At 63.0% G+C, this 25701-nt stretch carries 22 protein-coding genes and 1 riboswitch; of the genes, 9 read left to right on the plus strand and 13 right to left on the minus strand.

Annotated features, from left to right (window positions below; all coding sequences use genetic code 11):
• Positions 1–164: 164 nt before the first annotated feature.
• From thiQ to thiB, 3 genes are all read right to left on the minus strand, one after another.
• Complete coding sequence (gene thiQ / locus NKH12_RS05210) at positions 165–935, minus strand: thiamine ABC transporter ATP-binding protein (RefSeq protein ID WP_352952138.1); 771 nt, start codon at positions 933–935, stop codon at positions 165–167.
• A complete protein-coding gene (gene thiP / locus NKH12_RS05215) occupies positions 932–2551 on the minus strand; it encodes a thiamine/thiamine pyrophosphate ABC transporter permease (protein ID WP_352952139.1) in 1620 nt (539 codons plus the stop codon). Before thiP ends, thiQ begins: the two co-directional genes overlap by 4 nt.
• Before the next feature lie 252 nt (positions 2552–2803).
• Positions 2804–3817: a thiamine ABC transporter substrate binding subunit gene (gene thiB / locus NKH12_RS05220; protein WP_352952140.1), complete on the minus strand. Its 1014-nt coding sequence runs from the start codon at positions 3815–3817 to the stop codon at positions 2804–2806.
• A gap of 43 nt (positions 3818–3860) precedes the next feature.
• Positions 3861–3975: riboswitch (TPP riboswitch) on the minus strand.
• A 103-nt stretch (positions 3976–4078) separates the two neighbouring features.
• On the opposite strand from thiB, the gene NKH12_RS05225 reads away from it, so the two are divergent.
• The 4 genes from NKH12_RS05225 to NKH12_RS05240 all read left to right on the plus strand — a co-directional run bounded on the left by NKH12_RS05225 (position 4079) and on the right by NKH12_RS05240 (position 7148).
• Positions 4079–4723 (plus strand): thiamine diphosphokinase, encoded by a 645-nt coding sequence (locus NKH12_RS05225; RefSeq protein WP_352952141.1) that lies wholly within the window; start codon positions 4079–4081, stop codon positions 4721–4723.
• A 1-nt stretch (position 4724) separates the two neighbouring features.
• Positions 4725–6545, plus strand: coding sequence for an ABC-F family ATP-binding cassette domain-containing protein (locus NKH12_RS05230; protein WP_352952143.1), 1821 nt, complete (start codon positions 4725–4727; stop codon positions 6543–6545).
• A gap of 63 nt (positions 6546–6608) precedes the next feature.
• On the plus strand, positions 6609–6851 hold the full coding sequence (locus NKH12_RS05235; protein ID WP_258121622.1) for a type II toxin-antitoxin system CcdA family antitoxin: 243 nt from the start codon (positions 6609–6611) through the stop codon (positions 6849–6851).
• Between the two features lie 9 nt (positions 6852–6860).
• Entirely contained in the window at positions 6861–7148 is a 288-nt protein-coding gene (locus NKH12_RS05240) for a CcdB family protein (RefSeq protein WP_352952144.1), read from the plus strand.
• A 30-nt stretch (positions 7149–7178) separates the two neighbouring features.
• Here NKH12_RS05240 and NKH12_RS05245 read toward each other — a convergent pair whose 3' ends face one another.
• A complete protein-coding gene (locus NKH12_RS05245) occupies positions 7179–8831 on the minus strand; it encodes a hypothetical protein (RefSeq protein WP_352952145.1) in 1653 nt (550 codons plus the stop codon).
• A 74-nt stretch (positions 8832–8905) separates the two neighbouring features.
• Positions 8906–10204: an adenylosuccinate synthase gene (locus NKH12_RS05250; RefSeq protein WP_352952146.1), complete on the minus strand. Its 1299-nt coding sequence runs from the start codon at positions 10202–10204 to the stop codon at positions 8906–8908.
• Between the two features lie 322 nt (positions 10205–10526).
• On the opposite strand from NKH12_RS05250, the gene NKH12_RS05255 reads away from it, so the two are divergent.
• Positions 10527–11417 (plus strand): DMT family transporter, encoded by an 891-nt coding sequence (locus NKH12_RS05255; protein ID WP_352952147.1) that lies wholly within the window; start codon positions 10527–10529, stop codon positions 11415–11417.
• A gap of 108 nt (positions 11418–11525) precedes the next feature.
• On the opposite strand, the gene serA is transcribed toward NKH12_RS05255, so the two are convergent.
• The 5 genes from serA to glmM all read right to left on the minus strand — a co-directional run bounded on the left by serA (position 11526) and on the right by glmM (position 17936).
• A complete protein-coding gene (gene serA / locus NKH12_RS05260) occupies positions 11526–13127 on the minus strand; it encodes a phosphoglycerate dehydrogenase (RefSeq protein ID WP_352952148.1) in 1602 nt (533 codons plus the stop codon).
• Positions 13128–13195: 68 nt separating this feature from the next.
• A complete protein-coding gene (locus tag NKH12_RS05265) occupies positions 13196–14371 on the minus strand; it encodes a phosphoserine transaminase (protein ID WP_352952150.1) in 1176 nt (391 codons plus the stop codon).
• Between the two features lie 201 nt (positions 14372–14572).
• A complete protein-coding gene (locus NKH12_RS05270; RefSeq protein WP_352952151.1) occupies positions 14573–15322 on the minus strand; it encodes an outer membrane protein in 750 nt (249 codons plus the stop codon).
• 190 nt (positions 15323–15512) lie between these two features.
• A complete protein-coding gene (locus NKH12_RS05275) occupies positions 15513–16358 on the minus strand; it encodes an outer membrane protein (protein WP_352952152.1) in 846 nt (281 codons plus the stop codon).
• A 225-nt stretch (positions 16359–16583) separates the two neighbouring features.
• Complete coding sequence (glmM, locus tag NKH12_RS05280) at positions 16584–17936, minus strand: phosphoglucosamine mutase (RefSeq protein ID WP_352952153.1); 1353 nt, start codon at positions 17934–17936, stop codon at positions 16584–16586.
• A 525-nt stretch (positions 17937–18461) separates the two neighbouring features.
• On the opposite strand from glmM, the gene NKH12_RS05285 reads away from it, so the two are divergent.
• A complete protein-coding gene (locus tag NKH12_RS05285; protein WP_352952154.1) occupies positions 18462–19121 on the plus strand; it encodes a hypothetical protein in 660 nt (219 codons plus the stop codon).
• Between the two features lie 274 nt (positions 19122–19395).
• Here NKH12_RS05285 and NKH12_RS05290 read toward each other — a convergent pair whose 3' ends face one another.
• Positions 19396–20628, minus strand: a complete 1233-nt coding sequence (locus NKH12_RS05290) for an IS4 family transposase (RefSeq protein ID WP_352952155.1) — start codon at positions 20626–20628, stop codon at positions 19396–19398.
• A gap of 483 nt (positions 20629–21111) precedes the next feature.
• Here NKH12_RS05290 and recO point away from each other — a divergent pair, with 483 nt between their 5' ends.
• The 3 genes from recO to NKH12_RS05305 are packed head-to-tail and all read left to right on the plus strand — an operon-like array spanning position 21112 to position 24881.
• Complete coding sequence (gene recO, locus NKH12_RS05295; RefSeq protein WP_352952156.1) at positions 21112–21888, plus strand: DNA repair protein RecO; 777 nt, start codon at positions 21112–21114, stop codon at positions 21886–21888.
• Positions 21885–22079 (plus strand): hypothetical protein, encoded by a 195-nt coding sequence (locus tag NKH12_RS05300; RefSeq protein WP_352952157.1) that lies wholly within the window; start codon positions 21885–21887, stop codon positions 22077–22079. Before recO ends, NKH12_RS05300 begins: the two co-directional genes overlap by 4 nt.
• A 60-nt stretch (positions 22080–22139) precedes the next feature.
• Positions 22140–24881, plus strand: coding sequence for a DUF2339 domain-containing protein (locus NKH12_RS05305; RefSeq protein WP_352952158.1), 2742 nt, complete (start codon positions 22140–22142; stop codon positions 24879–24881).
• On the opposite strand, the gene NKH12_RS05310 is transcribed toward NKH12_RS05305, so the two are convergent.
• Positions 24836–25306 (minus strand): type II toxin-antitoxin system VapC family toxin, encoded by a 471-nt coding sequence (locus tag NKH12_RS05310; protein WP_352952159.1) that lies wholly within the window; start codon positions 25304–25306, stop codon positions 24836–24838. The genes NKH12_RS05305 and NKH12_RS05310 overlap by 46 nt on opposite strands.
• Positions 25296–25550 (minus strand): type II toxin-antitoxin system VapB family antitoxin, encoded by a 255-nt coding sequence (locus tag NKH12_RS05315; RefSeq protein ID WP_352952160.1) that lies wholly within the window; start codon positions 25548–25550, stop codon positions 25296–25298. Before NKH12_RS05315 ends, NKH12_RS05310 begins: the two co-directional genes overlap by 11 nt.
• Positions 25551–25701 lie beyond the last annotated feature (151 nt).

The following is a 25701-nucleotide window of genomic DNA, read 5'->3' on the forward strand; positions in this document are numbered from 1 at the left end:
CATGCGCAAAATCAACTGCCACAGCGTCCTTCGCGCCCACGAGCACGCATGGCACCGTAGTGGCAAATCACAACCTATGCCGGACCAGTATCGGAGGACCTAGCCACACTAGTTTGACCATGGCAAGCAAGCACCACATCGCCTGAAGCCGGTTTGGCCGTAAATTATGTCCGCTTCCGGGCAACATCTCGTGATCCGGCGCCAAACGGACCTGCACCGATATAGCGCCGGAAGGCTTCCGGTCCAGCCTTAGTAAAAAAATCGGCGACGGTCCCGGTTGCGGCAACCGTGCCATTGTCCAGGAACACCATGTCCTGGCCGATACGGTGGGCATCCTCCGGCTGGTGCGTGACGAACAGCACCGTCATGTGCCGCTCCGCATGGACGCCGGCTACCAGATCGAGCATGTCGTCGCGCAAGGCCGGTCCGAGCGAGGCGAACGGTTCGTCGAGCAAGAGCACCGGCCGGTCTCGCACTAGGACGCGGGCGAGCGCGACTCGCTGCCGCTCACCACCAGAGAGTTCGTGCGGGAGGCGCTGTTGCTTGCCGGCAAGGCCAACGCGCTTAAGCGCCGCGGCGATTGCAGCGTGGTCGGCCTCGGTCAGCCTGAGCGACGGCGAGCGGCCAAGGCCGACATTTCGCTCGACCGAAAGATGGGCAAAGAGATTGTTTTCCTGGAACACCATCGACACCGGACGCGCCGAAGGCGGTTTGGCGCCGAAATCGGCGCCGCCGATCAGCACGCGGCCCGATTGCGGCGCCTCGAAGCCGGCCACCAGATTGAGCAGCGTCGATTTTCCCGAGCCGCTCGGCCCCATGATGGCGGTGATCTTCGAGGCGGCGAACTCGACATCGAGTAAAAACGGTGCGTCGCCATAGCTGAACGAGATCCTTTCCAGCCGCACAGCCGTACCGTCTTTACTGTTGAGCGTCATGATTTTTTCCCCCGTCCCAGCCAGTCCGCGGCCAGGACAAGCGCGAGACAGACCAGGCCGAGCAGCAATGCCAGGCCTGCCGCGTCCATAGTGCGGTAGCTGCCCATGCGCGACAGCAAGAGATACGGCAGCGTCTCCAGTGAGTCGCTGCCGAACATAGCAATGACGCCGAGATCGCCGAGCGACAAAGCCATCGCGAACGCGAAACCGGTGGCGAGCGGCCGCCGCAGCGACGGCCAGTCGACCAGCCGGAACCGGTCCCAGCCCGAAATGCCAAGCAGCAAGCAGAGCCGTTCGTGGCGTTCGCTCGCCGCATCATAGCCGGGGCGAATGGCGCGGATGGCAAACGGCATCGCCATCACCGCGTTGACGGCGACGACCATGACAGGGGCGATGGCAAAGACATCGCTGAAAGTACGCAGGAGAAGGAACCAGCCGGCGCCGATGACGATGGGCGGCACGACGAGGACGAAGCCGGCGCCGGTATCGGTGGCGTATTCGAGCAGCGTCTTGGCGTCGACGCGACGCCTCAAGGCCAGCGCCCGTCGTGCCATGACGAGCGACAGCGACAGCGCCACTGAAAGCAGCGCCGCCAGCAAGGCGAGCACGGCGCTGGTCAGCGTTGCCTGCCGCACCGCGCGCTCGGCCGCCAGCCGGCCGAGATCGGCGCCAAGGCCTGACGTCACCGTGGCCGCCATCGGCCCGGCGACGAACAGCAATGCCAGAACGATCAATGCTGCGTTCAGCACGGTCTCGGCCGTACCAGCCGAAAGATACCGGCGCGGTGCCACCGGCAGGTTGGCGTCGCCGACGGTGTTGGCGCCAAGCCGCATCAAAGCAAGCACCACGATGAAGGTCAGCGCGATCTGCAGCAGTGTCAGCGTCGCCGCGCGGGCAGGATCGAAATCGAAACGCAGCGCCTGATAGATGGCGACCTCCAGTGTCGTCGCGCGCGGCCCGCCGCCCAGCGTGAGCACGATGGTAAAGGATGTGATGCAGAGCATGAAGACAAGCCCGGCGACGCCCGGCAGTGCCGCACGCAGCGTCGGCCATTCGATCAACCGGAATGCGGGTCTGGCGCCCATGCCGAGCTGGCTCGCCAGCCGCCACTGGTCGGCCGGCACTGTCGCCAGCGCCTCGAGGAACAGCCGCGTCGCCAGCGGCAGATTGAAGAAGACATGGGCTACGAGGATGCCGGACAGGCCGTATATGCCCGGCCAGCCCTGACCGCCAATCGCGGTGAGCACGCCGGCGAAATAGCCGGCACGGCCATAGAGAGCCAGAATGCCGAGTGCGGCGACGATGGCCGGCAGCGCAAGCGGCACGGCGAAGAGCTGCAGGATCAGGCCGCGACCAAAGAAGCGCGGATGCCGCGACAGCGCCCGCGCAACGAACAGCGCCGGCACGACGGAAAGCAGTGTCGACAGCAAAGCCTGCCACAGCGTGAAACGGGCGATGCGGAAGAGGTAGGAATCGAAGGCCGACGCGGCGCCGGACGGATCGCGTGTAGCTTCAAGGATGAGCCCGGCGAACGCTCCGCCGATCAGCAGCGCAACAGCGGCAAGCGCAATGGTGCCGGCGGTGACGCGGGGATCGGCAGGATATCCAGTATGCATGCCGCCCTGCCTGGTTCAACGATCGTCGAAGCAGAAAATATGGCTGAGGCCGAGTTCCCGCCCACCCCCCTCTGTCCTGCCGGCCATCTCCCCCGCAAGGGGGGAGATTGAGCACTCGGCCGCGTTCGCCCATCTCCACAACAGTGGGGGTGAGCGGGGCGGCGAAGCTGCCGATCTCCCCCCTTGCGGGGGAGATGGCCGGCAGGACAGAGGGGGTTGGCGTGGAGCGAACACCATGCAGAAATCTAAGCCCTACTCGCTCATCACCGACAGCCATTCGTCGACCCAGGCCTTGCGGTTGGCGGCCACCTCTTCGGGACTGAACAGCAAAGTCTTGGTCGGCTTGACGAGCTTGTCGAAGGCCGGATTGAGCGGCTTGTCAGTTTTGCCGGCAGGAAACATCCAGTTGGTCTCTGGGATGACATCCTGGAATTTCGGCCCGGTCATGAAAGTCAGGAACTGTTTCGCCAATGGATTCTTCGCGCCCTTGGTGGTGATGCCAGCGACCTCGATCTGCAGATATTCGCCTTCCTCGAAGGACGCCGCCTGATAGCGCTCGGTGTTTTCGGCGACCATGTGGTAGGCCGGCGAGGTGGTGTAGGACAGCACCATCGGCGCCTCGCCCTTGGTGAAGAGGCCGTAGGCCTCGCTCCAGCCCGGCGTCACGGTGAGCACCTTTGCCTTAAGCTTGGCCCAGGCTTCCGGGGCCTTGTCGCCATAGACCGACCTCACCCACAACAGCAGGCCGAGACCGGGCGTCGAGGTGCGTGGATCCTGGATGACGATCTTCTCATCGGCATCGCCCTCGACCAATTCCTTCAGGCTCTTCGGCGGGGTCTTCAGCTTTTCGGTGTCGTACACGACGGCGAAATAGCCATAGTCGAACGGCACGAAAACATCGTCGCTCCAGCCGCCCGGCACATTGACATCCATGACGGCACCATGCGGCGAAAACAGGCCGGTGGCCTTGGCTTCCGCCGTCAGATTGGTGTCGAGCCCTAGCACGATATCGGCCTTGGTAGCGGCCCCTTCCAGCCTGACGCGGTTGAGCAGGGCGACGCCGTCGGCGACCGCGACGAATTCGAGAGTACAGCCGCATTCGGCCTCGAAGGCCTTCTTCACCGCGGGGCCAGGACCCCAGTCGGCGGTGAAGCTCTCATAGGTATACACGGTGAGTTTTTCCTGCGCGGATGCTGGCCCGGTGCCGGCGAGAACGGACGCCGCAAGCAGCACTGCCGAAACAAGAGTGTATAAAAACGTGCGCATCGGCGCCTCCTTCGTTGGTGTTGAAAGGAATTGAGGCGTCGGGCTGTCCGAAACGTCTAATCCCTCCGCCGGTACAAACCGGATCAGGTTCAGCGGGTTGGCATGGTTGCCTCTCAGCTGGCCCGCGAAGATCGCGTCCAGCACCCCGTTAGAGCGTTTCGACACATAGGCCCGGCCCAAGTGCGGCGCAAGCGGAAGTTTGCCGAGCATCCGGGAACGCGGCCTTCCGTTTCGCAAGCAGGGCTGGTAAGGGCCACGCATATGAGCAAATTCACCATCCTGCTTGGCGGCGATCTAATCCGCACGCCGCTGCTCGACCGCCAGGTCGAAGGCTCCCGTGTCATCGCCGCCGACGCCGGCATCAGCCATGCCCAGACGCTGCGCCTGACGCCGGAACTCTGGGTCGGCGACTTCGATTCGGTGCCGGCGGATTTGCCGGACGAACTGGCCGCCGTGCCCCGCCAGGTGTTTCCGGCAGAAAAGGACAAGACCGACGGCGAACTGGCTATCGCCGCCGCGCTCGAACGCGGCGCGACCAGCCTCGTGCTCGCCGGCGCGTTCGGCGGCAAGCGCACCGACCACCCCTTCCTTCACTTGGCACTCGGCGTCCGGCTGGCTGAGGCAGGGACAGAGGTGCTTTTGACCAGCGGCGCACAAGAAGGCATCCCCTTGCTTCGCGGAAAGGCCGGCTTCGACTACGCCGACGGTATGCTGTTTTCGATTCTCGGCTTCTCCGACCTTGCCGGCCTGACCGTGACCGGCGCCAAATGGCCGCTGAACCATGTCGAGGTGGCATTCGGCTCGTCACTGACCATTTCCAATGAGGTCAAGGGCCGGCTCGAAATCGCGCTGGGCAGCGGCCGCGCGTTGTTGCTCGCCCACCCATTCCCCTTACCTGAAAGCTGACATGGCGCCGCCACTTCTCAATCTCGACGGGATAAAACTGACCTTCGGTGGCACGCCGCTGCTCGACGGGGCGGAGCTGACGGCGTCGGCGGGCGACAAGATTGCTTTGGTCGGCCGCAACGGCTCGGGCAAGTCGACGTTGCTCAAGATCGCTGCGGGATTGATCGAGCCGCAGGACGGCGAGGTGTTCCGCCAGCCTTCGGCGACAGTGCGCTACCTGCCGCAAATGCCGGACATGGATGGTTTCGCCAGCGTCCGCGCCTATGTCGAGGCGGGGCTCGGACCCGCCGACGATCCCTACCGCGCCACCTATCTGATGGAGCATCTCGGCCTGACCGGCGAGGAGCAGCCTAACGATCTCTCCGGCGGCGAGGCGCGCCGTGCTGCCCTTGCCCGGGTCATGGCGCCGGAGCCCGACATTCTCCTCCTTGATGAGCCGACCAACCATCTCGACCTGTCGGTCATCGAGTGGCTGGAGGAGGAGCTTGCCCGCACCTCTTCGGCGCTGATCGTCATCTCGCACGACCGCCGCTTCCTCGAGCGCGTATCGCGCGCCACCGTCTGGCTCGATCGCGGCCAGACCCGCAGGCTGGACAAGGGCTTTGGCCATTTCGAGGAATGGCGCGATACGGTGCTGGAGGAAGAAGAGCGCGAGCAGCACAAGCTTGGCCGCCAGATCGTGCGCGAGGAGCACTGGTTGCGCTACGGCGTCACGGCAAGGCGCAAGCGCAACATGCGCCGGCTCGGCGAACTGCAGACCATGCGCCAGCGCTTTCGCGGTCATCGCGGCGCCGAAGGTGCGGCGACCATGGTGGCCAGCGACGCCGCCGAATCCGGCAAGCTGGTGATCGAGGCCAAGAACATCGAGAAGAGCTTTGGCGATCTCACCGTGGTCAAGGGATTCTCGACCCGCATCCAGCGCGGCGACCGCGTCGGCCTGGTCGGCCCGAACGGCGCAGGCAAGACGACGCTGCTGAAGATGCTGACCGGCGAATTGAAGCCGAACTCAGGCACGGTGCGGCTCGGCACCAATCTGGAGATCGCCACGCTCGACCAGAAGCGCGAGGCGGTCGATCCGCAAGAGACGCTGGCGCAGTATCTCACCGACGGCCGCGGCGAGAACCTTGTCATCAACGGCGAGCAGCGCCACGTCGTCTCCTACATGAAGGATTTTCTGTTCAAGCCGGAACAGGCGCGCACGCCGGTGCGCGAGCTTTCGGGCGGCGAGCGGGCGCGGCTGCTGCTCGCCCGTGTGCTGGCGCGGCCGGCAAACCTGCTGGTGCTCGACGAGCCGACCAACGATCTCGACATGGAGACACTGGAACTGCTGCAGGAACTGGTCGCCGGTTTTGCCGGCACCGTCATCCTGGTCAGCCACGACCGCGATTTCCTCGACCGCACCGTGACCAGCCTGATCGCGCCGGACGGCGGCGGCCGCTGGATCGAATATGCCGGCGGCTATTCCGACATGCTTGCGCAGCGCGGCGGCACCAGGCTGGACGACCGCAAGGCGCGGCCAAAGGCGGAGACCAGCGAAGTGGCGGTGGCAGCCAGGACCGAAGCAGCTGCGCCGAAGGGTCCAGCAAAGAAACTGTCGTTCAAGCAGAAATTTGCGCTGGAATCGCTGCCGAAGAAGATCGAGGCGGTGAACGCCTCGATCTCACGGCTGGAGAACAACATTGCTGACCCGGCCTATTACGAGCGCGACCCGGCCTCGTTCCAGAAGACCATCGCCGCCCTCGACAAGGAGCGCGCCACGCTGGCGGCGATCGAGGAGGAATGGCTGGAACTTGAAATGCTGCGCGAGGAGATGGAGGGGTAGACGCTTCGCCGTTGCTCCAATACGAAAATGCGCATACATTATGCGCATGCTGCGGCGGTTATCATGCGAAAGATAGCTATGAATGCGGTTCGTCAGCCGGCAAATCTGTCGATCGACTCAAAGCTCATGAAGGAAGCCAAGGGGCTCGATGTGAATGTCTCGCGCGCCGCCGAAGCCGGCATTGCGGAGGCAGTGGCCGCCGAAAAGACACGGCTGTGGAAGCTTGAGAACCGCGCAACGATAGATGCGTGGAACGAATATGTTGAAAAACACGGCATTCCACTGGCAGAACATCGGCAGTTCTGATGGCGCGGTATGACGCCTTCGCAGCTAGCATTGACGGCGGCTATCTCCTCGACGTCCAGGCCGATCTGCGACCATTTCAAGACCCGGGTGGTCGTCCCGCTTCTGCCGGTCGCGACGGCGCCATCGCCAATGCGAAAGCTTCATCCCATTTTCGAGATCAATGGGCGGAAATTGGTCATGGCTACCCATTTGATCGCCACGGTTGCAACGACTGAACTGGGCGAAAGCCGGCTGAATCTGACGAGGCATCACGATGACATCGTGGCCGCGCTCGACATGCTGTTCCAAGGCTTCTGAACCGTTGGGAGTTAGGTTCGTTAGCCGGCCTCAGCCCGCCGTCTTTGTTTGCCAGGCCTTCAGCGCCTCGTCGAACACCTTCTCGCCGGGAATGCCCTTTTCCATGGTGAGCAGCGCCCGCCGTCCGGTCTTGTAGACGACCGGCACGTCGATCCAGTTCTGCCCCCGGAGCAGGGTCAGATTGGCGTCTTCGTCCGCCTTGGTGTCGTTGAGAGCGACCAGGAAGAAGCCGTCGGCGATCTTGGCCGGGATGCCGATCAGCGGGCTGCCGGCATCCTGTTCAGAGCCCTTCATGGCGACGCGCAGGATGTTGTCGACGCCGCCGCCTTCGAAACCATCTGGCGTCAGGAAAATCATCTCGATGATGTGGCTGGCGGGCAGTGTCTGGTCGGTGTTGCGGCGGATGGTCATGCGCAGCTGCACATCCTTGCCCGGAATGCTCGCTTCGGCGCGGATTGCCGGCTCGGGCGGCAGATTGCCGCCGGGCGATTCCTGCACCAGCGACCAGACGATGCTGCCGGGCTCGGCCGAGCCTTGGGCGGTGCTGGTCCGCTCCTCGTAGAAGATTGCCTTTTGGCCGACCGCCAGCGCGGTTTCCGCAGGCGCGGCTGTCGGCGCGGCCGGCGCAGCACCAGGAGCCGGCGCTGCCGGGGCGGCTGCGCTATCGGTCGGCGCCGCCGGCGCCGGCGTTGCTTGATCGGCAGGCGGTGTTGTGGGGGCAGCGCCCGGCGTGGCGGGCGCAGTCGTGGCTGGCGGATCGCCGGCCGGCGCTGCAGGCGCAGGTGCGGCCGGCGGCGGTGTGGTCAGTGCTGCGACGGATTCGCCCTCTCCGATACCGCTTTGTCCTGAACCGGGGCCGGGATCGACCTCACCGCCCTCCGGTGTCAGCCGCTGGGTGAACTTTGTGCCCTCGGCGTCTGTTGGAACCGCTGCGGCTGGGGGCCTTGCCGCAGCATCGGTAGCCGGCTCGGCGGGGGTTGGCTTCACCAACGGTTCTATGGTTGCAACCGTCGTGCTGTTGAGGCCCAGCATGTTGCTGAACGCGTCCTTGTTCAGCCAGACGCCGTAGCCGCCGCCGGCGACGACGAGCAAAGCGACGACAGCGGCGATCAGCCCGCCATAGCTGCGCTTGCGCTCGGCAGGACGCAGGCGCTGAAAGGTGTGCGCCGGCTCCTCGTCGTTGGGAAAGACATCGTCTCTAAAGGTATCGCTCTTCTCGTCCGCCGCCGGAAAATCCGCGTCCGAAGGCACCGCATCGGTGCGCTCTGGAGGAGAAGCAACGGATGGCGGTTTTTGCCAATTCGGCGCGGCTTTGGCAGCAGGCGCCGGCTGCCATGTCGGCTCGGTCTTTGCCGGTTGCCATGCCGGCTTGGCCTTTGCCGGCTGCCGGACATGGCTGGGTTGGTTCTTGTTGCGGTCGATGGAGGAGAAGATGTCCTCCAGCTCCGACAGCGGATCGGATGCCGGCGCAGGCTTGGCGTACTCCCGCTCGACGCTGGCGATGGCGTCTTCCAGGGTGCGCTTATGCTGGGCAACGACCGAAGGCGCCAGCGGCGGTATGTTCTTGGCCAGCTTGTCCGCGATCGTCGAGCGAGCCCTGTCATAGACTCTCGCGCGTGTCTCCGGCGTCGGGTTGTCGAGTTTATCGAGCGTCTTTTTCAGAGCACCAACAAAATCTGCCATGCTTCAGTTGACCTGCATTTCGTTTCTGGGCCGGCCCCCGCAAATCGGCCGCGATGCCCGGAACGGCTGAGAATCTAGTCTTGAAACGGATCGGTCACAAGTATTGTGTCGTCCCGTTCAGGGCTGGTGGAAAGGAGTGCGACCGGCGCGCCGATCAGCTCCTCGATGTGGCGGACATATTTGACTGCCTGGGCCGGCAGATCGTTCCAGCTTCTGGCGCCGGCGGTGGTGCCTTTCCAGCCCTCCAGCGTCTCGTAGACTGGTTCGACGCGCCCCTGCGCACCCTGGCTGGCCGGCAGATAATCGATTGCCTCGCCATCGAGACGGTAGCCGGTGCAGACCTTGATCTCGTCCAGCCCGTCGAGCACGTCTAGCTTGGTCAACGCAATGCCCTTGATGCCGTTGACGGCGACGGCCTGGCGAACCAGCACGGCATCGAACCAGCCGCAGCGGCGCTTGCGTCCGGTGACGACGCCGAATTCGTGGCCGCGCGTGCCCAGGAACTCGCCGATCTCGTTCTTCTGTTCGGTCGGAAACGGACCTTCGCCGACACGCGTCGTATAGGCCTTGGTGATGCCAAGCACATAGCCGATCGCACCCGGGCCGACGCCGGATACGGCGGCGGCCTGACCGGCGACCGTGTTGGACGAGGTGACGAACGGATAGGTGCCGTGGTCAATGTCGAGCAGCGTGCCTTGCGCGCCCTCGAACAGGATACGTTCGCCGGCGCGGCGCGCGTCGTCGAGGATCTTCCAGACACGGTCCATATACGGCAGGATCTCGTCGGCGACCGAAATCAGCTCACTCATGATTGCGTCATGCGTGACTTCGCCGTGGCCGAGCCCGCGGCGCAGCGCATTGTGATGCGTCAGCAGCCTGTCGACCTTCAAGGGCAGCGTTTCCAAATCCGCCAAATCCATCACCCTGACCGCGCGCCGGCCCACCTTATCCTCATAGGCGGGGCCGATGCCGCGACGGGTCGTGCCGATCTTCGTCCCGGAATTGGAGGCGGCGTCTTCGCGGAATCCGTCCAGCTCCCGATGCAAGGACAGGATAAGCGCGGTGTTTTCGGCTATTTTCAGGCGCTCCGGCGTCACCTCGACGCCTTGCGCCTTCAATTTCGCCACTTCCGCGACGAAGGCATGCGGATCGAAGACGACGCCATTGCCGATGATGGACAGCTTGCCTTGCCGCACCACGCCGGACGGCAGCAGCGACAGCTTGTAGACCTTGCCATCGACGACCAGCGTATGGCCGGCATTGTGGCCGCCCTGGAAACGTACGACGACGTCGGCGCGCTCCGACAGCCAGTCAACGATCTTGCCTTTGCCCTCGTCGCCCCATTGCGAGCCGACGACCACCACATTGGCCATGTTTCTTTTCCCTTGAGGCGCCGCCCGGAGCGGCTTGAAATGGTTCGAAACGACAGGCTTCTATAACCTCAAGACCCGGCAAGCGCGACCATTCTTTGCCGCCGAAAGCGCCCTGAGGCACAACAATTTTCGCCTTTGACATCATTTACTTGGGCGAACCACCACAATAATGCATGTCGCGCAAAAGTGCGCAGCGGTTTTGCGATAACGACCTGCATAGAAACAAGAACCTAAAGCGCGTCGCATATGCTCCGTTCAGGCGCGACGCGCTTTAGGTCGGCAAAAGACCCTTCGCCTGCCCTCCCGGTTGGAAATTTTAGCTATGTATCGAACCGCCTATCTGTTCCTGCTGTTCACCACCTTGCTGTGGGGCGGCAACTCCGTGGCCGGCAAGCTTGCAGTCGACCATATTTCGCCGATGACGCTGGTCTTCCTGCGCTGGGTTTTGGCCGTTCTGATAATGCTGCCGATCGGCTGGCGAACTTTGCGCGAGGACTGGCCGGTGGTGCGCCAGCATTGGTTGCTGCTTGGCGGGCTCGGCGCTTGCGGCTTCACCTTCTTCAACGCGATCTTCTACACGGCCCTCAACTACACGACGGCGATCAACGTCTCGATCGAGCAGGCGGCGATACCGATCGTGATCATCCTCGCCAATTTCGTGCTGTTTCGCCTGCGTGTGAACCGGGTGCAGATCGCCGGCGTCGTGCTGACGATCATCGGCGTCGCCGTGACCGCCAGCCACGGCGACCTGCGCCAGCTTCTCAAGCTGGATCTCAACTTCGGCGACGCCATCATGCTGATCGCGGTGCTTTGCTACAGTTTCTACTCGGTCGGGCTGCGGCTGAAGCCGGCCATACGCTGGCAAAGCCTGATGCTGGCGCTGTCGATTGCCGCACTTGTCACCTCGCTGCCTTTCTTCCTGTGGGAAGCGGCCGCCGGCAAGGTCCTCGTCCCCGATGCGCGCGGCTGGGCGATAGCGTTCTACACCGCGATCGGCGCCTCAGTCGTCTCGCAGATCTTCTATATCAGGGGCAACGAGCTGATCGGCGCCAACCGGGCCGGCCTGTTCATCAACCTGGTGCCGATCTTCGGCACGCTGCTGTCGGTGCTGATCGTCGGTGAGACGTTCCAGCTCTATCAAGGACTGGCCCTCGTGCTGGTGCTCGGCGGTATCAGCCTCGCCGAATACAGCGGAAGGAAGATGGCGATTTAGCCGGCAAATATTCGACGCCGAGAGGGGATGGTGCAATCCAGAGCCTGGCAGCCATTATTGTCGAAACGCCCCGTGTGCTTGTAGAGCACGCGGGCGCGCGGGCACGATTCAGGCGCCGCCCACATCGAAATGCAGCCGTTTGGCGGAGTCGATCGACTTGTGCGCCCGCACCTGTTCCAGCACGTTTTCCGGAAACGGCGCATCGAGATAGAGCAGCGCAATGGCATCGCCGCCAGGCCGGTTGCGGCCGAGCTGGAAATTGGCGATGTTGACGCCGTTCTCGCCGCAGACCGTGCCGAGCAGGCCGATGATGCCGGGCGCATCGGCATTCGTCGTGTAGAGCATGTGCTGGCCGACCTCGGCGTCAAGGTTGATGCCCTTGATCTGGATGAAGCGCGGCTTGCCGTCCGAGAAGCAGGTGCCGGCGATCGAACGTGTCCTATGCTCGGTCTTGACCGTCAGCTTGATATAGCCGTCGAACACGCCCGATTTGTCGCGCTTGACCTCGGCGACGATGATGCCGCGCTCCTTAACCATGATCGGCGCCGACACCATGTTGACATCGGAGACCTGCGGCCGGATCAGCCCGGCAAGGGTGGCGCTGATCAGGGCGCGCGTGTTCATCGTCGCGGTCGAGCCGTCGAACAGGATCTCGACCTCTTTGATCGGGTCCTCGGTGACCTGGCCGACAAAGGCGCCGAGCACTTCGGCCAGCTTGACGAAAGGTTTTAGGCGCGGCGCCTCCTCGGCGGTGATCGACGGCATGTTGATGGCGTTGGAAACGGCGCCCTTGATCAGATAATCGGCCATCTGCTCGGCGACCTGCAGGGCGACATTCTCCTGCGCCTCCATCGTCGACGCACCGAGATGCGGCGTCGCCACCACATGCTCCATGCCGAACAGCTCACTTTTCTCCGCCGGTTCGACCTCGAACACGTCGATGCCAGCGCCCGCCACCTTGCCGCTTTTCAACGCCGCGATCAGGTCGGCCTCGACGATTAGCCCGCCACGGGCGCAGTTGATGATGCGCATGCCGGTCTTCATTTTGGCGATCGCTGCGGCGTCGATGATGTTGCGCGTCTTGTCGGTCAGCGGGGTGTGCAGGGTGATGAAATCGGCGCGGGCGAACAACTCGTCCAGTTCGACCTTCTCGACGCCGAGCTCCTCGGCACGGCTGTCCGACAGGAACGGGTCGAAGGCGATGACATGCATCTTCAGGCCGACGCCGCGCGTGGCGACGATCGAGCCGATATTGCCGCAGCCGATGATGCCCAGCGTCTTGCCGGTGATCTCGGTTCCCATGAAGCGGTTCTTTTCCCACTTGCCGGCATGGGTCGAGGCATTGGCTTCCGGTATCTGGCGGGCCAGCGCGAAGATCATGGCGACGGCATGCTCGGCGGTGGTGATCGAATTGCCGAACGGCGTGTTCATGACGATGATGCCCTTGCGGCTCGCCGCCGGGATGTCGACATTGTCGACGCCGATGCCGGCGCGGCCGACCACCTTCAATTTGGTGGCAGCGTTGATCAGCTTCTCGGTAACTTTGGTCGCCGAACGGATGGCAAGGCCGTCATACTGGCCGATCACTTCGAGCAGCTTTTCCTTGTCCTTGCCGAGATCGGGCAGGTAGTCGACGTCGATGCCGCGATCCCTAAAGATCTGCACGGCAGTGGTGGAGAGTTTGTCTGAGACGAGAACGCGGGGCGCCATGGCGGCCTCCTTCAAATGAGATTTGATCCGTTTGGGAATGGGCGGCCCCGGGGGCCGCCACGGGAAAATCAGGCGGCCGCCTTGAGCGACGCCTTTTGTGCGGCGAAGGCCCAGTCGAGCCACGGCAGCAGCGCTTCTAGGTCGGAGGTCTCGACCGTCGCGCCGCACCAGATGCGCAGGCCGGGCGGCGCATCGCGATAGGCGCCGATATCGTAGGCGACGCCTTCCTTGTCGAGCGTCGAGACGATGCCCTTGGCGAACACCGCTTGTCCGTCCGCATCGAGCGCGGCGACATCCGGGTCAGTGAAGGAAAGACAGACGGATGTGTTCGACCGCGTCGCCGGGTCGGTGGCCAGATGGCCGAGCCATGCGGATTTATCGACGAAACCGTCGAGAACGGCGGCATTGGCGTCGGCGCGGGCGATCAGCGCATCGAGCCCGCCGATCGACTTCGCCCAACGCAGCGCGTCGAGATAGTCCTCGACGCACAGCATCGATGGCGTGTTGATGGTTTCGCCCCTGAATATCCCTTCGATGAGCTTACTGCCCGAGGTCAGGCGGAAGATTTTCGGCAGCGGCCAGACAGGCTTGTAGCTTTCCAGCCGCTCGACGGCGCGCGGGCTGAGGATCAGCATGCCGTGTGCGCCTTCGCCGCCCAGCACCTTCTGCCAGGAGAAGGTGACGACATCGAGCTTCTGGAAATCGAGCTTTTGCGCAAAGGCCGCCGACGTCGCGTCACAGATGGTCAGGCCCTTGCGGCTGGCCGGAATGAAATCGCCGTTCGGCACACGCACGCCTGATGTCGTGCCGTTCCAAGTGAAGACCACATCGCGGTCGAAGTCGATTTTTGTCAGATCCGGCAACGCGCCGTAACCGGCTTCGATCCTGCGCACGTCGGCGAGCTTCAGCTGCTTGACCACGTCGGTGACCCAGCCGGAACCGAAACTCTCCCAGGCGACCATGTCGACGCCGCGTTCGCCAAGCAGCGACCACAGCGCCATCTCGACCGCGCCGGTGTCCGACGCCGGCACGATGCCTATGCGGTAATCTGCGGGAATCTGGAGGATCTCTCGCGTCAACTCGATCGCTTGTTCGAGCTTGGTCTTGCCAATCTTGGCGCGATGCGAGCGTCCGAGCGCGGCATTGGTCAGCGCCTCGACCGACCAGCCGGGACGTTTTGCACAGGGACCTGAGGAAAAATTGGGATTTGCCGGACGGAGTCCGGGCTTCGTATGCGTCGTCATCGTGGTCTATCCTTCCAGATAGTGGCCCCTCGTTGGGGAGGGGTGGCCCACGGACGGCGATATGCGTTCAGGCGTCAGGCGTCAAGGGGAAAGTTTTTGTCGCTGTCGGGATACTGATCACTTGTGATGAGAATGTCATGGCCTCGAAACACGAACGGCGGCCCCGAAGATCCGCCGTCTAGATTGCCGCGTGCGCAGCACCTACCAGAGGTCGTAACGCAACCCGAGCTTGACTTGATGATTGCTGATCCCTTTGTCGATCGGATAGGAAGTCAGGCTCTCGGCAGTCGCATATTCGGCGTCGGGCGCGGAAAAATACTGATAGCCCAGGTCTACGGAAACATTCTTGGACACTTGATAGGCAAGGCCTGCATTCAGCGTGTAAGCGAAGGAATACTGGGTCTTGTCGTCCTGCAGAACGAAATCGTCGGTAGGGTCATTGTTGTCGGTGAAATAGCTCGCTGAAAGCTTGCGATTGCTCTGGACGACACCGATACCCGCGCCGAGATAGGGCGTGATCCCGACATAGGTGCCAAGATCGACATAGCCATTGAGCATGCCCGAGAAGGCGTAGTTCTTCAGGGACGCTGATGCCACGGTCGTTCCGTCATCATAGCCGACGCCGATCTTATTGCCGGGCAGATAGCCGAAATTGAGATCGGCACGCAGATAGTCATTGAAATGGTAGCCGAAGCCGATGCTGGCAAAGATCGGATCCTCATTGTCGCTGAAGCTCGCCGGTGTGAAGGCGAAATCCTCATCTTCGAAGCTCTTTTCCGGCAAATAGGCAACATCGCCGCGCAGATACCATCCCGAACCGACTTCGACCGGCACATAGTCCGGCGCCTGGTCGACATAGATCGGCGGATCGTAGTCGGCACCAAGTGCCTGCGACAGCGGCGTCAGGGCGATTGCTGCAAGCGCCAGCGCTATACGCGATTTGACTGTCATGATCCCGACTCCCGAAGGTGGCGCCATTCGCGATCGCGAGCGCCGTTTCAGGAAGCATTGTTAACCATAGTGGTTAAGTGGCGGTTAAGGATAACAAGGGGTTAGCGAATTGATTTTGATGCGCTTTCCCGACACAAACGGAAACCGCCCGGCTTTCGCCGGGCGATGCGCAAACCTGCTTTCGAAGCGATTACTTGGTGTAGACCGGTTCGGGTTCGTAGGCGATCGGCTCCGGCTGGGCGCAGTCCGAGTTGCCGAACTGATAGCGCAGGCCGCCGCGTACTTCGTGCACATTGATGCCCTTGTCATAGCCGGGACCGACATTGCTGTCTGAAGCGTAGTCGAACATCTTGCCGCCTTCGATATGGCTGAAGCGGTAGCCGAGATCGAGCTTGACCCGATCAGTCAGGCAGTAGGATGCGCCCGCCATGGCAGCATAGGCAAAACGCCAGTCCTTGCCGCCATGATGCTCGAAATCGCCGTCGATATCGCTGTTGTGCAGCGTATCCCACTTGACCCAGGCGCCGCCGATGCCGGCACCGACATAGGGCGTGATGCCGTGCCAGGTGCCGATATCGACGTAGGCATTGGCCAGGAGCAGAAGCGCCGAATAGGACGAGGTGTCGGTTGAGGTGCAGGGCGTTTGATTAATGCCGCAGAAGCCGCTGGTCGAGCCGCGGAAATCGGATTTGCTCATCCAGTCCAGAGTGAGATCGGTGCGAAAATGCTGGTTGATCTGGTAACCGACGCCGGCACCGGCCGAGAAGGCGCCCTCCAGTTTGCCGCTGTCGAAGCTGCCGGGATTCTGCGGCGGGGCCGCGCTATAAGTGATGTAGTCGCCGCCGCGGAACTTCGACCAGTGGTAGTCGATATCGCCGCGAATGTACCAGCCGCCATATTCGACCGGCTGCTCGTAGACGGGCGGCGGCGGGGCCGGCTCGACCACAGGCGGCTCGACGAAGTCGGCAGCGAACACTGGTCCGGCCACGCCCGCGAGCAGCGCGGCAAAGAGGACCATTCTTGCTGTATTGAACATGCTTGTCACCCCTGAGAACCCTCGGCACAGCGAACGCGTCCGAATCTGATTGGCTTCAGTTGTGGATAATGAATTGGAAAAGTTAAAACGCGTTTAACCGTATCGCTTAACCATGAATCTCCAAATCTTTCAGGATTTCGCGTCATTTCCCATGGATTAATTGGAGTGCAACCCAATAAAAAGCCCGCCGGAAGGCGGGCTTTCAAACTGGCAAAAGCTGCAGGATCAGGCGGCGCTGCGCGTTTCCGAAATGACCTCGACGATGTCGTTGACGACAGCCTCGACCAGTTGCTGATCGTCGCCTTCCGCCATGACGCGGATGAGCGGTTCCGTGCCGGACGGCCGGATGACCAGGCGCCCAGCCTTGCCCAGGCGGTGGCGTCCATCTTCGATCGCCGCCTTGACCAGGGCTTCCTCGAGCGGCTTGCCGCCGGAAATATGAACGTTCTTCAGCAGCTGCGGCACCGGCGCGAACTTCTTCGACAGGTCGCTGACCGGCCGGTTCTGCCGCTTGATGCAGGCGAGCACCTGGAGCGCCGAGACGAGGCCGTCGCCGGTGGTGGAAAAATCGGACAGCACGATGTGGCCCGACTGTTCGCCGCCGACATTCAGGCCGTGCGCACGCATGTGCTCGACGACATAGCGGTCGCCGACCTTGGTGCGGTGCAACTGCAGGTTCATGTCGCCGAGGAAGCGTTCGAGGCCGAGATTGGACATCACCGTCGAGACGACGCCGCCGCCGGCCAGCCGCCCGCTCTGGTGCCAGGATTCGGCGATCAGTGCCATGATCTGGTCGCCATCGACGATCGCGCCATTCTCGTCGACGATAACGACGCGGTCGGCATCACCGTCGAGCGCGATGCCGATATCGGCGCGCACTTCGTGCACCTTCTTCTGCAGGCCGGCCGGATGGGTCGAGCCGCATTCCTTGTTGATGTTGAAGCCGTTGGGCTCGACATTGATGGCAACGACTTCGGCGCCGAGTTCCCACAGCGCCTCGGGCGCCACCTTGTAGGCAGCGCCGTTGGCGCAGTCAACGACGATGCGCAGGCCCGAAAGCGACATCGACCGTGGCAGCGTGCGCTTGGCGAATTCGATGTAGCGGTCATGGACGCCGTCGACGCGCTTGGCGCGGCCGAGCCCGTCCGAATCGGCGAGCGCCAGGTCGATATCCCTGTCGAGCATCCCCTCGATGCGCTCCTCGATCTCGTCGGAGAGCTTGTAGCCATCTGGGCCGAACAGCTTGATGCCGTTGTCGTAGTAAGGATTGTGCGAGGCCGAGATCATCACGCCGATGTCGGCGCGCAACGAGCGCACCAGCATGGCGACCGCGGGCGTCGGAATCGGGCCGAGCAGGAACACGTCCATGCCGGCGGCGCACAGGCCCGACACCATCGCATTCTCGATCATATAGCCGGAAAGTCTGGTGTCCTTGCCGAGCACGACGCGGTGGCGATGGTTGCCGCGCTGGAACGAAAGGCCGGCGGCCATGCCGACCCGCATGGCGACCTCAGCCGTCATTGGAAACCTGTTGGCGCGCCCGCGAATGCCGTCCGTACCGAAATAACTTCCTGCCATGCTAGCCAGCTTCCCGATGGTTCTTTTCCGGCACGTCATGCCATAAATTGGCCCGAGCCCTATCATCACAATGCATGATTATAGGTCACCAATCCTTAGAAAATTGTTGTTTTGTGTGTTTTGTGTCACGCTCGTGCGTGGATTTTCAAGTTTCCTGCGCTGGTTGCGGCAGCAGCGTTCAGGAACTTCAGACTGCATCTGGATTCTTTGTTGTGTCAGTCAGCAGGCACTGAATTCGTAATCCGCGGGTCGAGTGGCCCTGGATCGGGCATTCAATTGCGCCGCACCGGCGACACTCGATCCAACCCGCCATGTCAGGCAGTCCCTCACTGTGGGGCCGCTCTATGCGCGCTTTCCGTGCAAAAGCGCTCGGGAAAATTTACCTGGCGGACAGGAGCTGGCTACGACTTTATCGAAATAATGCACTTTCCGACAGCTTTTACGCCATTTAGCCTCTGGCGCAACCAGTCGTTGAGTGCTATTGCTCACTTGGTACATATCGTGAACATCGGAGGGAGAAGACGCATGCTCATCCATCGACTTGCCACTTTGACGGGTCTCGCCGTCGTGACTTTATTCCTGGCGGCGCCCGCCAATGCGCTGACCATGACTGAATGCAGCACCAAGTATAACGCGGCAAAGGACGCCGGAACACTTGGCGGGCAGAACTGGAACCAGTTCCGCAAGGCAGAATGCGGTACCGACGCCGCCGACGCCACGCCAGCCGCGGCGGACAGCACCAGCGCTGCCAGCGACGATGCGGCCGCCGCTGCGACGACCAAGGCAGCGGCAACTGCCAAGGCAGGCAGCGGCCTCAGCAGGGCGGAGTGCGGCGCCAAATATCGGGCGGCCAAGACCGCCAACACGCTGAACGGCATGAAATGGAATGACTTCCGCATAAGCCAGTGCGGTGCCAGTGCTTTCGACGACGACACCAAGCCGGCAGCCGATCAGGCAAGCCTCACCAGCCAGCCGGAAAAGCCGACCGTCACCGCTCCCCAGGGTGTGACGTTTCCGAAGGCGATCTCCACCAAATACAGCAGCGAAACCCCGTCCAAGGCCCGTATGCATACCTGCCGCGACCAGTACCACGCCAACAAGGAGGCCGATACGCTGGGTGGCCTCAAGTGGATCCAGAAGGGCGGCGGCTTCTACAGCCTTTGCAATGCCGCGCTGAAGAGCTGATCGGCAGCAATTGACAGCAACCCGCGGACCGCAAGGTTCGCGGGCTTTTTTGTTGCCCGGGTATGTTCACGCAGGTTGATTGGCCCGACTGGCCCGCTTGCGAGGCTGGCGCAGCATTTGCGAACGTCTGCGCCGCCCCTCATCTGCCTGCCGGCATCTTCTCCCCGTAAACGGGGCGAAGGACGCCACCATCGACGGTTTCGCCAATCGCCAATGCAGAAAGTGCAACAAAGCTACGGCCAGCCTCTTCTCCCCGTCACTATACCTATCGGATTCACACATTATGAACATCGAGCGTGGCTCCGTATTTGATGGCGGAGAATTCGGCGAGACCGATGCGCATGACCTTGGGGCCTGGCTTGCCGTAGTAGCCGGTCCAACCGCCGAGGCGAGCGATAACCCAGGCTGCAAAGGCCAAAGATCCTTTGGGATGGGGATTGCGTTGTCGCTCGGTCTTGCCTTCAAGCTTGGCTGAGACGGCTTCGAGAATGGGACGGTCGTCGGGATCGAAAGCATCGCCGAGGCGCTGATCGGTGTTGCCGTCGCGGGCCTGCACGAGTTGCTTGATGGTGACGGCGGCGATCGTGGCGGCGGCGGCGAAGTTGATCATGGCGTGCGGGTCGCCGATGTCGGCCGCCTCAATATCGAAGCCTGCCGTCTTGAGGGTGCGGAAGAACTCCTCGATGGTCCAGCGCGACCGGTAGAGGTCGACAACACGGCGCGCTTCGGCCGCGGTGGTGACACTATGGGTGGTCAAAAGCCGCCAATGCACCGGTTCGCTGCCGTCTTTCGGCTTCGACACCTCGCGAACATCGACCAGTGTCAAACCGAGCGTCTCGGGCAACGCCGGATCGGCTCCGTTGCACGGTCGCCGCACCGTCACCGGCGCGAAGCGCACCGCCAGTTCGGCATCGCGTGCGCGTCGTCCGGGCGCGGCGGGGATGGTCACTGCAAAGCGGCTTTGCTCAGGCTGGGCGTCAATGAAGGCGAACAGCAAGCCTGGCTCTTCCTGCGAGGCCTCGATCCGCCGGTTCTGGCAGGCTCGCACGATCAGCTCGACATTGTGCGGGCGCTCCGCGAAGAGCTCGTAAAAGTCGCTCTCGCGGTCCGACACCATGGTGATGCTGGCCGCCCCTTCCAAAACCGCGCCGGCCTGCTTGGTTGCGTCGATCCAGCGCTGCGATTCCTTGTTCGCCGTCGCCCGCTTGCGCCGCGGCGCCAGTTCTCCTGCGCTGCGGTTCCAGACCTGCATCGAGACCAGGCCCAGCAGCGCTCCCGTGCCGGTCTCCACCGCCAGCACAGGGTGCAGCAGCAGACCTGCTGCATTGCCATTGCCGACCGGCCCATAGCCTGCCCGCGCCCGCCGAGAACCCAGCACCAATTCCGAGCTGTCTTGCACGGCAACGACATGGCGACCGGCCGCGCGCCGCCCGGTCTGTTCGCTGGCATGCCGCGACATCTCCGCAGCGCTCACTGAGCGATTGCGCAGAAATCGCGTGAACTGCATCTCGCCCGCCCGCCTACCGCCGAGCCGGCGGATACACGATCCGGGCCGCGCGACCAGCGCGGCATGCAAGCAGGCCCCCCTTTTTCCAGGCGGCGATCGCCAAATCGCCCCAGCCCGTACTCGATCCCGGTCATTCAAACCTCCTTCGTCTTTCCCGCCGAAATAGAATCGAGCTTCGCCCCAAAGCGCAACCGAGATGTGTGAATGCGATAGGTCACTATACGGGGAGAAATGCCCGGCAGGGCAATGAGGGGCAGCGCAGCTGAAGCGATTTTGTTCTTGCTTTGTGCCGTCAGTTATTCTAGTAATTCAGCATAGTGCTGATTTGCGCCAGCGACCGCCGCCGCGGCGGTTTTTTTGTTTCAGGTTGCGCCACTCGTCGGCGTGACTGTCACGGCTCTTTGTTAACCCCGAGATTGGAGCCTTGGCATCCGAGGCTCAGCAATCTTGATTTCGCCACCGAACCGGTGACAAGCTCCGTTGATGGAGTGGCGCGACGAGGGAATCATTCTCGGCACCCGCAAGCATGGCGAAACCAGCGCCATTCTTGAGGTCATGACGCGTGCGCACGGCCGCCATCTCGGCCTTGTGCGCGGCGGCCGCTCGCGCAAGCAGCAGCCGGTTCTGCAGCCTGGGAACCGTGTCGACCTGTTGTGGCGGGCGCGGCTCGACGAACACCTCGGCACCTTTCAGGTCGAGGCGATCGAGATGAACGCCGCCCGGCTGATGGACAGCGCCGTCGCCATCTATGGGCTGCAGACTATGGCTGCGCATCTGCGCCTGCTGCCCGAGCGCGACGCCCATGACGGCCTCTACGAGACGCTGGCCGTGATGATCGCCCATCTCGACGATGCAGACGCTGCCGGCGAGCTGGTGGCACGCTTCGAATTGCTGATTCTCGACGAACTCGGCTTCGGCCTCGATCTCAGCCAGTGTGCGGCGACCGGCGCCAGGCAGGACCTCGCCTATGTCTCGCCGAAATCCGGGCGTGCCGTGTCACGCGCGGCAGGCGCGCCATGGCGCGACAAGATGCTGGTGCTCCCCGCCTTCCTACAGCGCGGCTCCAGCCTGCGCGCCGATCCGGCGGCGATCGAGGACGCGTTCCGGCTGACCGGCTTCTTTTTTACCCGCCATGTCTACGAGCCGCGCGGGATCGAGGCGCCCGGTGCCCGCGCCGGCTTTCTCGTCGCCTTGCGCAAGCACCACGCAGCGGGCAAGGAGATTGGCGCCGAGACCGCCGCCAGAGAAATCATTACATGAGCGAAGTGGAACTCTATCCCGGCCGGGTCTCGCCGCTCGGCCTTGGCACCAATCCGCGCGGCGACATCCCTAAATATACCGGCCTGGAATTGCTCCAGCGCATCATCGGCAACAAATACCCGGCGCCGCTGCTGGCTTTCGGTACCGAAACGTGCTCGATCTTTCCGGCCGCCAATCTGGCGGCGCGCTGACTCGGCTGGCCGTCTGGCCGTATTTGTCAGTAACTACTGGCCTGGTTTGGGGGAACCGCCATGTTCGAAAGCCTGATCGGTCTAGTCGCGATCATCGCGCTGTTCGTCATTGTCTCGCGCCAGCAGAGCCGCATCGGCCTGATCGAGCGCGAACTTGGTGCACTGCGCAGTCTCGTGCTTTCGGGCGCGCATGTGGCCCCGCCACAGGCCAAGCCGGTAGAACAGGCTGCAAACGACAGCATGCCAGCAGACGCGGCAGTTGCGGCCGTGACCGATATTGTCCCGCCACCGGCGGGCGAGGCTGAGGAAAAGCCGTCCACAGAGGTTGAAGCCGGGGAGATTGCATCCGGCCCGTGGGCTGCAGGCGAAGCGGCGCCGGCTGGATCTGCACCTGCGCAACCGGCCACCGCGACGGCGAAAGCGGCGAAAAAGCCCGACATCGAAACGGCGCTCGGCACCCGCTGGGCGGTCTGGGTCGGCGGCATCGCGCTGGCGCTGGGCGGCCTGTTCCTGATCCGCTACACCATCGAGGCCGGCATTTTCGGTCCCAGTGTGCGGCTGAGCATGGCAGCAATGCTCGGGCTGGTGCTGGTCGCCGTCGGCGAGTTCATCCGCCGCACCGGCTTCAGGGTGCCGGTGCAGGGCGTCGCCGGCGCCTATATTCCGGCGATCCTGACGGCGGCCGGTGCTTTCATCCTGTTCGGCACGGTTTATGCCGCGCATGGCGTTTACGGCTTCATCGGGCCGGCGCTCGCCTTCACGCTGCTCGGCGCCATCGGTGTGGCGACCATCGCGGCCGCGCTCGTCCACGGTCAGGCGCTGGCCGGCGTCGGCCTGCTCGGCGCGGTGGTGACGCCGATGCTGGTCGCTTCGCAGGCGCCTAATCCCTGGGCGCTGTTCGGCTATTTGGCGATCGTGCTCGCCGCCACCGGCGTCATCGCCCGCGTGCGCGACTGGAAATTGCTGATGACGGCAGCGTTCGTCGGCACCGGCCTGTGGACCATTCTTTACATGACTGATGCGCCGGGCACCAACTTGCCTGTCATTCTCTTCATCAATGCGGTGACCCTGGCCGTACTTGCCTTCATCTGGCTCGGCCGTCGCGGTGGCGAAGCAGAGCCCGCCAGGGGCTTCGACTGGCCGTCGATCGCACCTGGCTTCTTCGTCGGCCTTTCGGCGATGTCGCTGTTCGTCGACCCGGCATACGCTGCCGGCGATGCTCTGCCGGGAGCAGCCCTTATCGCAGCCCTGGTCGCGGTAGCGCTTTACCGGCCGCTGGCGCTGGCGCTTCTGCACGCCGCAGGGCTGGCGACGGTGCTGGTCTATCTCGGCATCATTCCGCCAACCTCCGTCGCTTCAGACTTTTCAGGTGGCGTTCTCGGCGTCGAAGGTCTGCCGGCGGCAGTTGCCGATACGCTGATGCTCAGGATCGGTATCTTTCTTGGAGTTGTGTTCATCGGCGCCGGCTTCTGGACAGCGCGCAAATTTGCCGCGTCGGCACAAATCCGCGCCGCCTCATGGGCGGCATGGGGCGCTGTCTCACCGCTGGTCATTCTGTTGGCGCTCTGGTTCACCTTCGGCAATCTCGACCGCGATCTTGTCTACGCGGCGATTGCAGCCCTTCTGGTGGTGGTCTTCGCCACCGGCGGCGAGTGGATCGCGCGCGGTGAACAGCCGCCGCTACGGGGCGGTGCTGCCGTCTCGTTCGCGCTTGGCGGGGCAGCAGTCGCTGCCTTGCTGATGCTCTACATGGCCTTTGGGTCCGGCTGGACCACCATCCTCCTGGGAGCCGCGGCCATCGTGCCGGCGCTGGTCACCCGCTGGCGCGCCTATCCGGTGCTCGGCTGGATTTCGGTCGGCGCGGTCATTGCCGTACTCGGCCGTATCGCCTTCGATCCGACAATCGTCGGCGCCGAATTCCTGTCGACGACGCCGGTGTTCAACTGGCTGCTGCCAGGGTACGGCGTGCCGGCGCTGGCCTTCGGCTTTGCTGCCTGGCAGCTCGCCCGCACCACCAATGGCCGGCCGCGCCTCGCCATGGAAGCGGGCGCAGCACTGTTTGCGCTGCTCACGGTTGCCATATTGGTCCGCCACGCCATGCATGACGGCGTCATCGACACGGGTGCTGCGACGCTCGCCGAGCAGGCGATCTACACGTTGATCGCCCTTGGCGCCGGCGCCATCCTGGTCGCCATCGACATGCGCTCGCCAAGCTCGGTGCTGCGTTATGGTTCGCTTGCCGCGGGCGTGGTCTCGGTCGCCTTCATCGTCGTCCAGCATTTCTTGGCGCTGAACCCGCTGTTCACCGACGAATCGACCGGGCGAATCCCGGTGTTCAACCTGCTGTTCCTCGCCTATCTCTTGCCGGCCGCCGCTGCCGGCGGGCTCGCGCTCTATAGCAGAGACAAGCGGCCGAAATGGTATGCCGCGATGCTGGCGCTGGTGGCAGCACTGCTTGCCTTCGTCTATGCGACGCTGTCGGTGCGGCGGCTGTTCAGGGGCGAGTTCATCGGCCTGTGGAGCGGCCTCGGTCAGCTCGAGACCTACACCTATTCCGCGCTGTGGCTGATCATCGGTGTGGCGCTGCTCACTGCCGGCGTCTGGCTGAAGTCGCAGGTGCTGCGCATCGCGTCGGCCGCGCTGATCTCGGTCGCCGTGTTGAAGGTCTTCCTCTTCGATATGTCGGAACTGGAAGGCGTGCTGAGGGCGCTGTCCTTCATCGGCCTCGGCGCGGTACTGATCGGCATCGGCCTGTTCTACCAGCGGCTGCTGACAAGAGCAGCCAAATCCGAAGCCGGATAGTATTCAGGCCAGATCGGTCTGCAAGAAATCATTGCCCTTGTAGGTACCCGGTAGGCCTTGGCGCATGCATAGCTGAAGCAGTCGCCGAAATTCAGCTTGGCGGGATGGCCGACATATCGACCGTAGTCGCGCGCGGCTTTGACTGCGAGTTCGCGAATGGCACCATCCAGTGGAACTTCCACGGCCTTGAGTTCGGCCAAGAAGCCGATGACGATGGTTTGGCATTGATCGATCAGAGCAGGCGGTGTCGGAGCTTGATCGCCGCTTTCAGCCACAGATTTCCTGCGGGCGATTCCGAGGATAGCTTCAAAAGCGGAACTCGGCGAGAAATAGAGCGTCTCGGCAGTTTCAATCCTTCTCAGCAGACGTTCCGCATCTGCCTCTCTCAAAATCAGCGCAATAATGGCGGAAGCATCAAGAAACATCGGGTTCCCCCCAGGCCTCGTCCATGAATTTCTTCATATCGAAGGTGGGGTCATCGGGACCGAGTGCCCTCGCGGCATCCTGATACTTTTTGATACGCTCGCTCAGCGGAAGGACAGAGTTCGCTCGTTCAAGCTCGCGCTTGAGAGCGATTCGCACCGCTTCAGTCTTAGTTGGGGCCTTGATGGCGGACTGCAACTGACGAGCCAGCGCGTCGACCTCGTTATCGCGGATGTACAGAGACAAATCGATTCTCCAAACGTATATCCAAGTTCGAATATACCAAATATACGACTCAGAATATACGCCCTTCAGGGCGCGCTTCAACCTCAGGCTTCTCTTCATAGCGTGCAGCGCCTTGACAGGGTGGCACCAGCGCCGGCCGGGAATAAACCGG

This window comes from Mesorhizobium sp. M1322 (assembly GCF_040318085.1).
Taxonomy (GTDB): Bacteria; Pseudomonadota; Alphaproteobacteria; order Rhizobiales; family Rhizobiaceae; genus Mesorhizobium.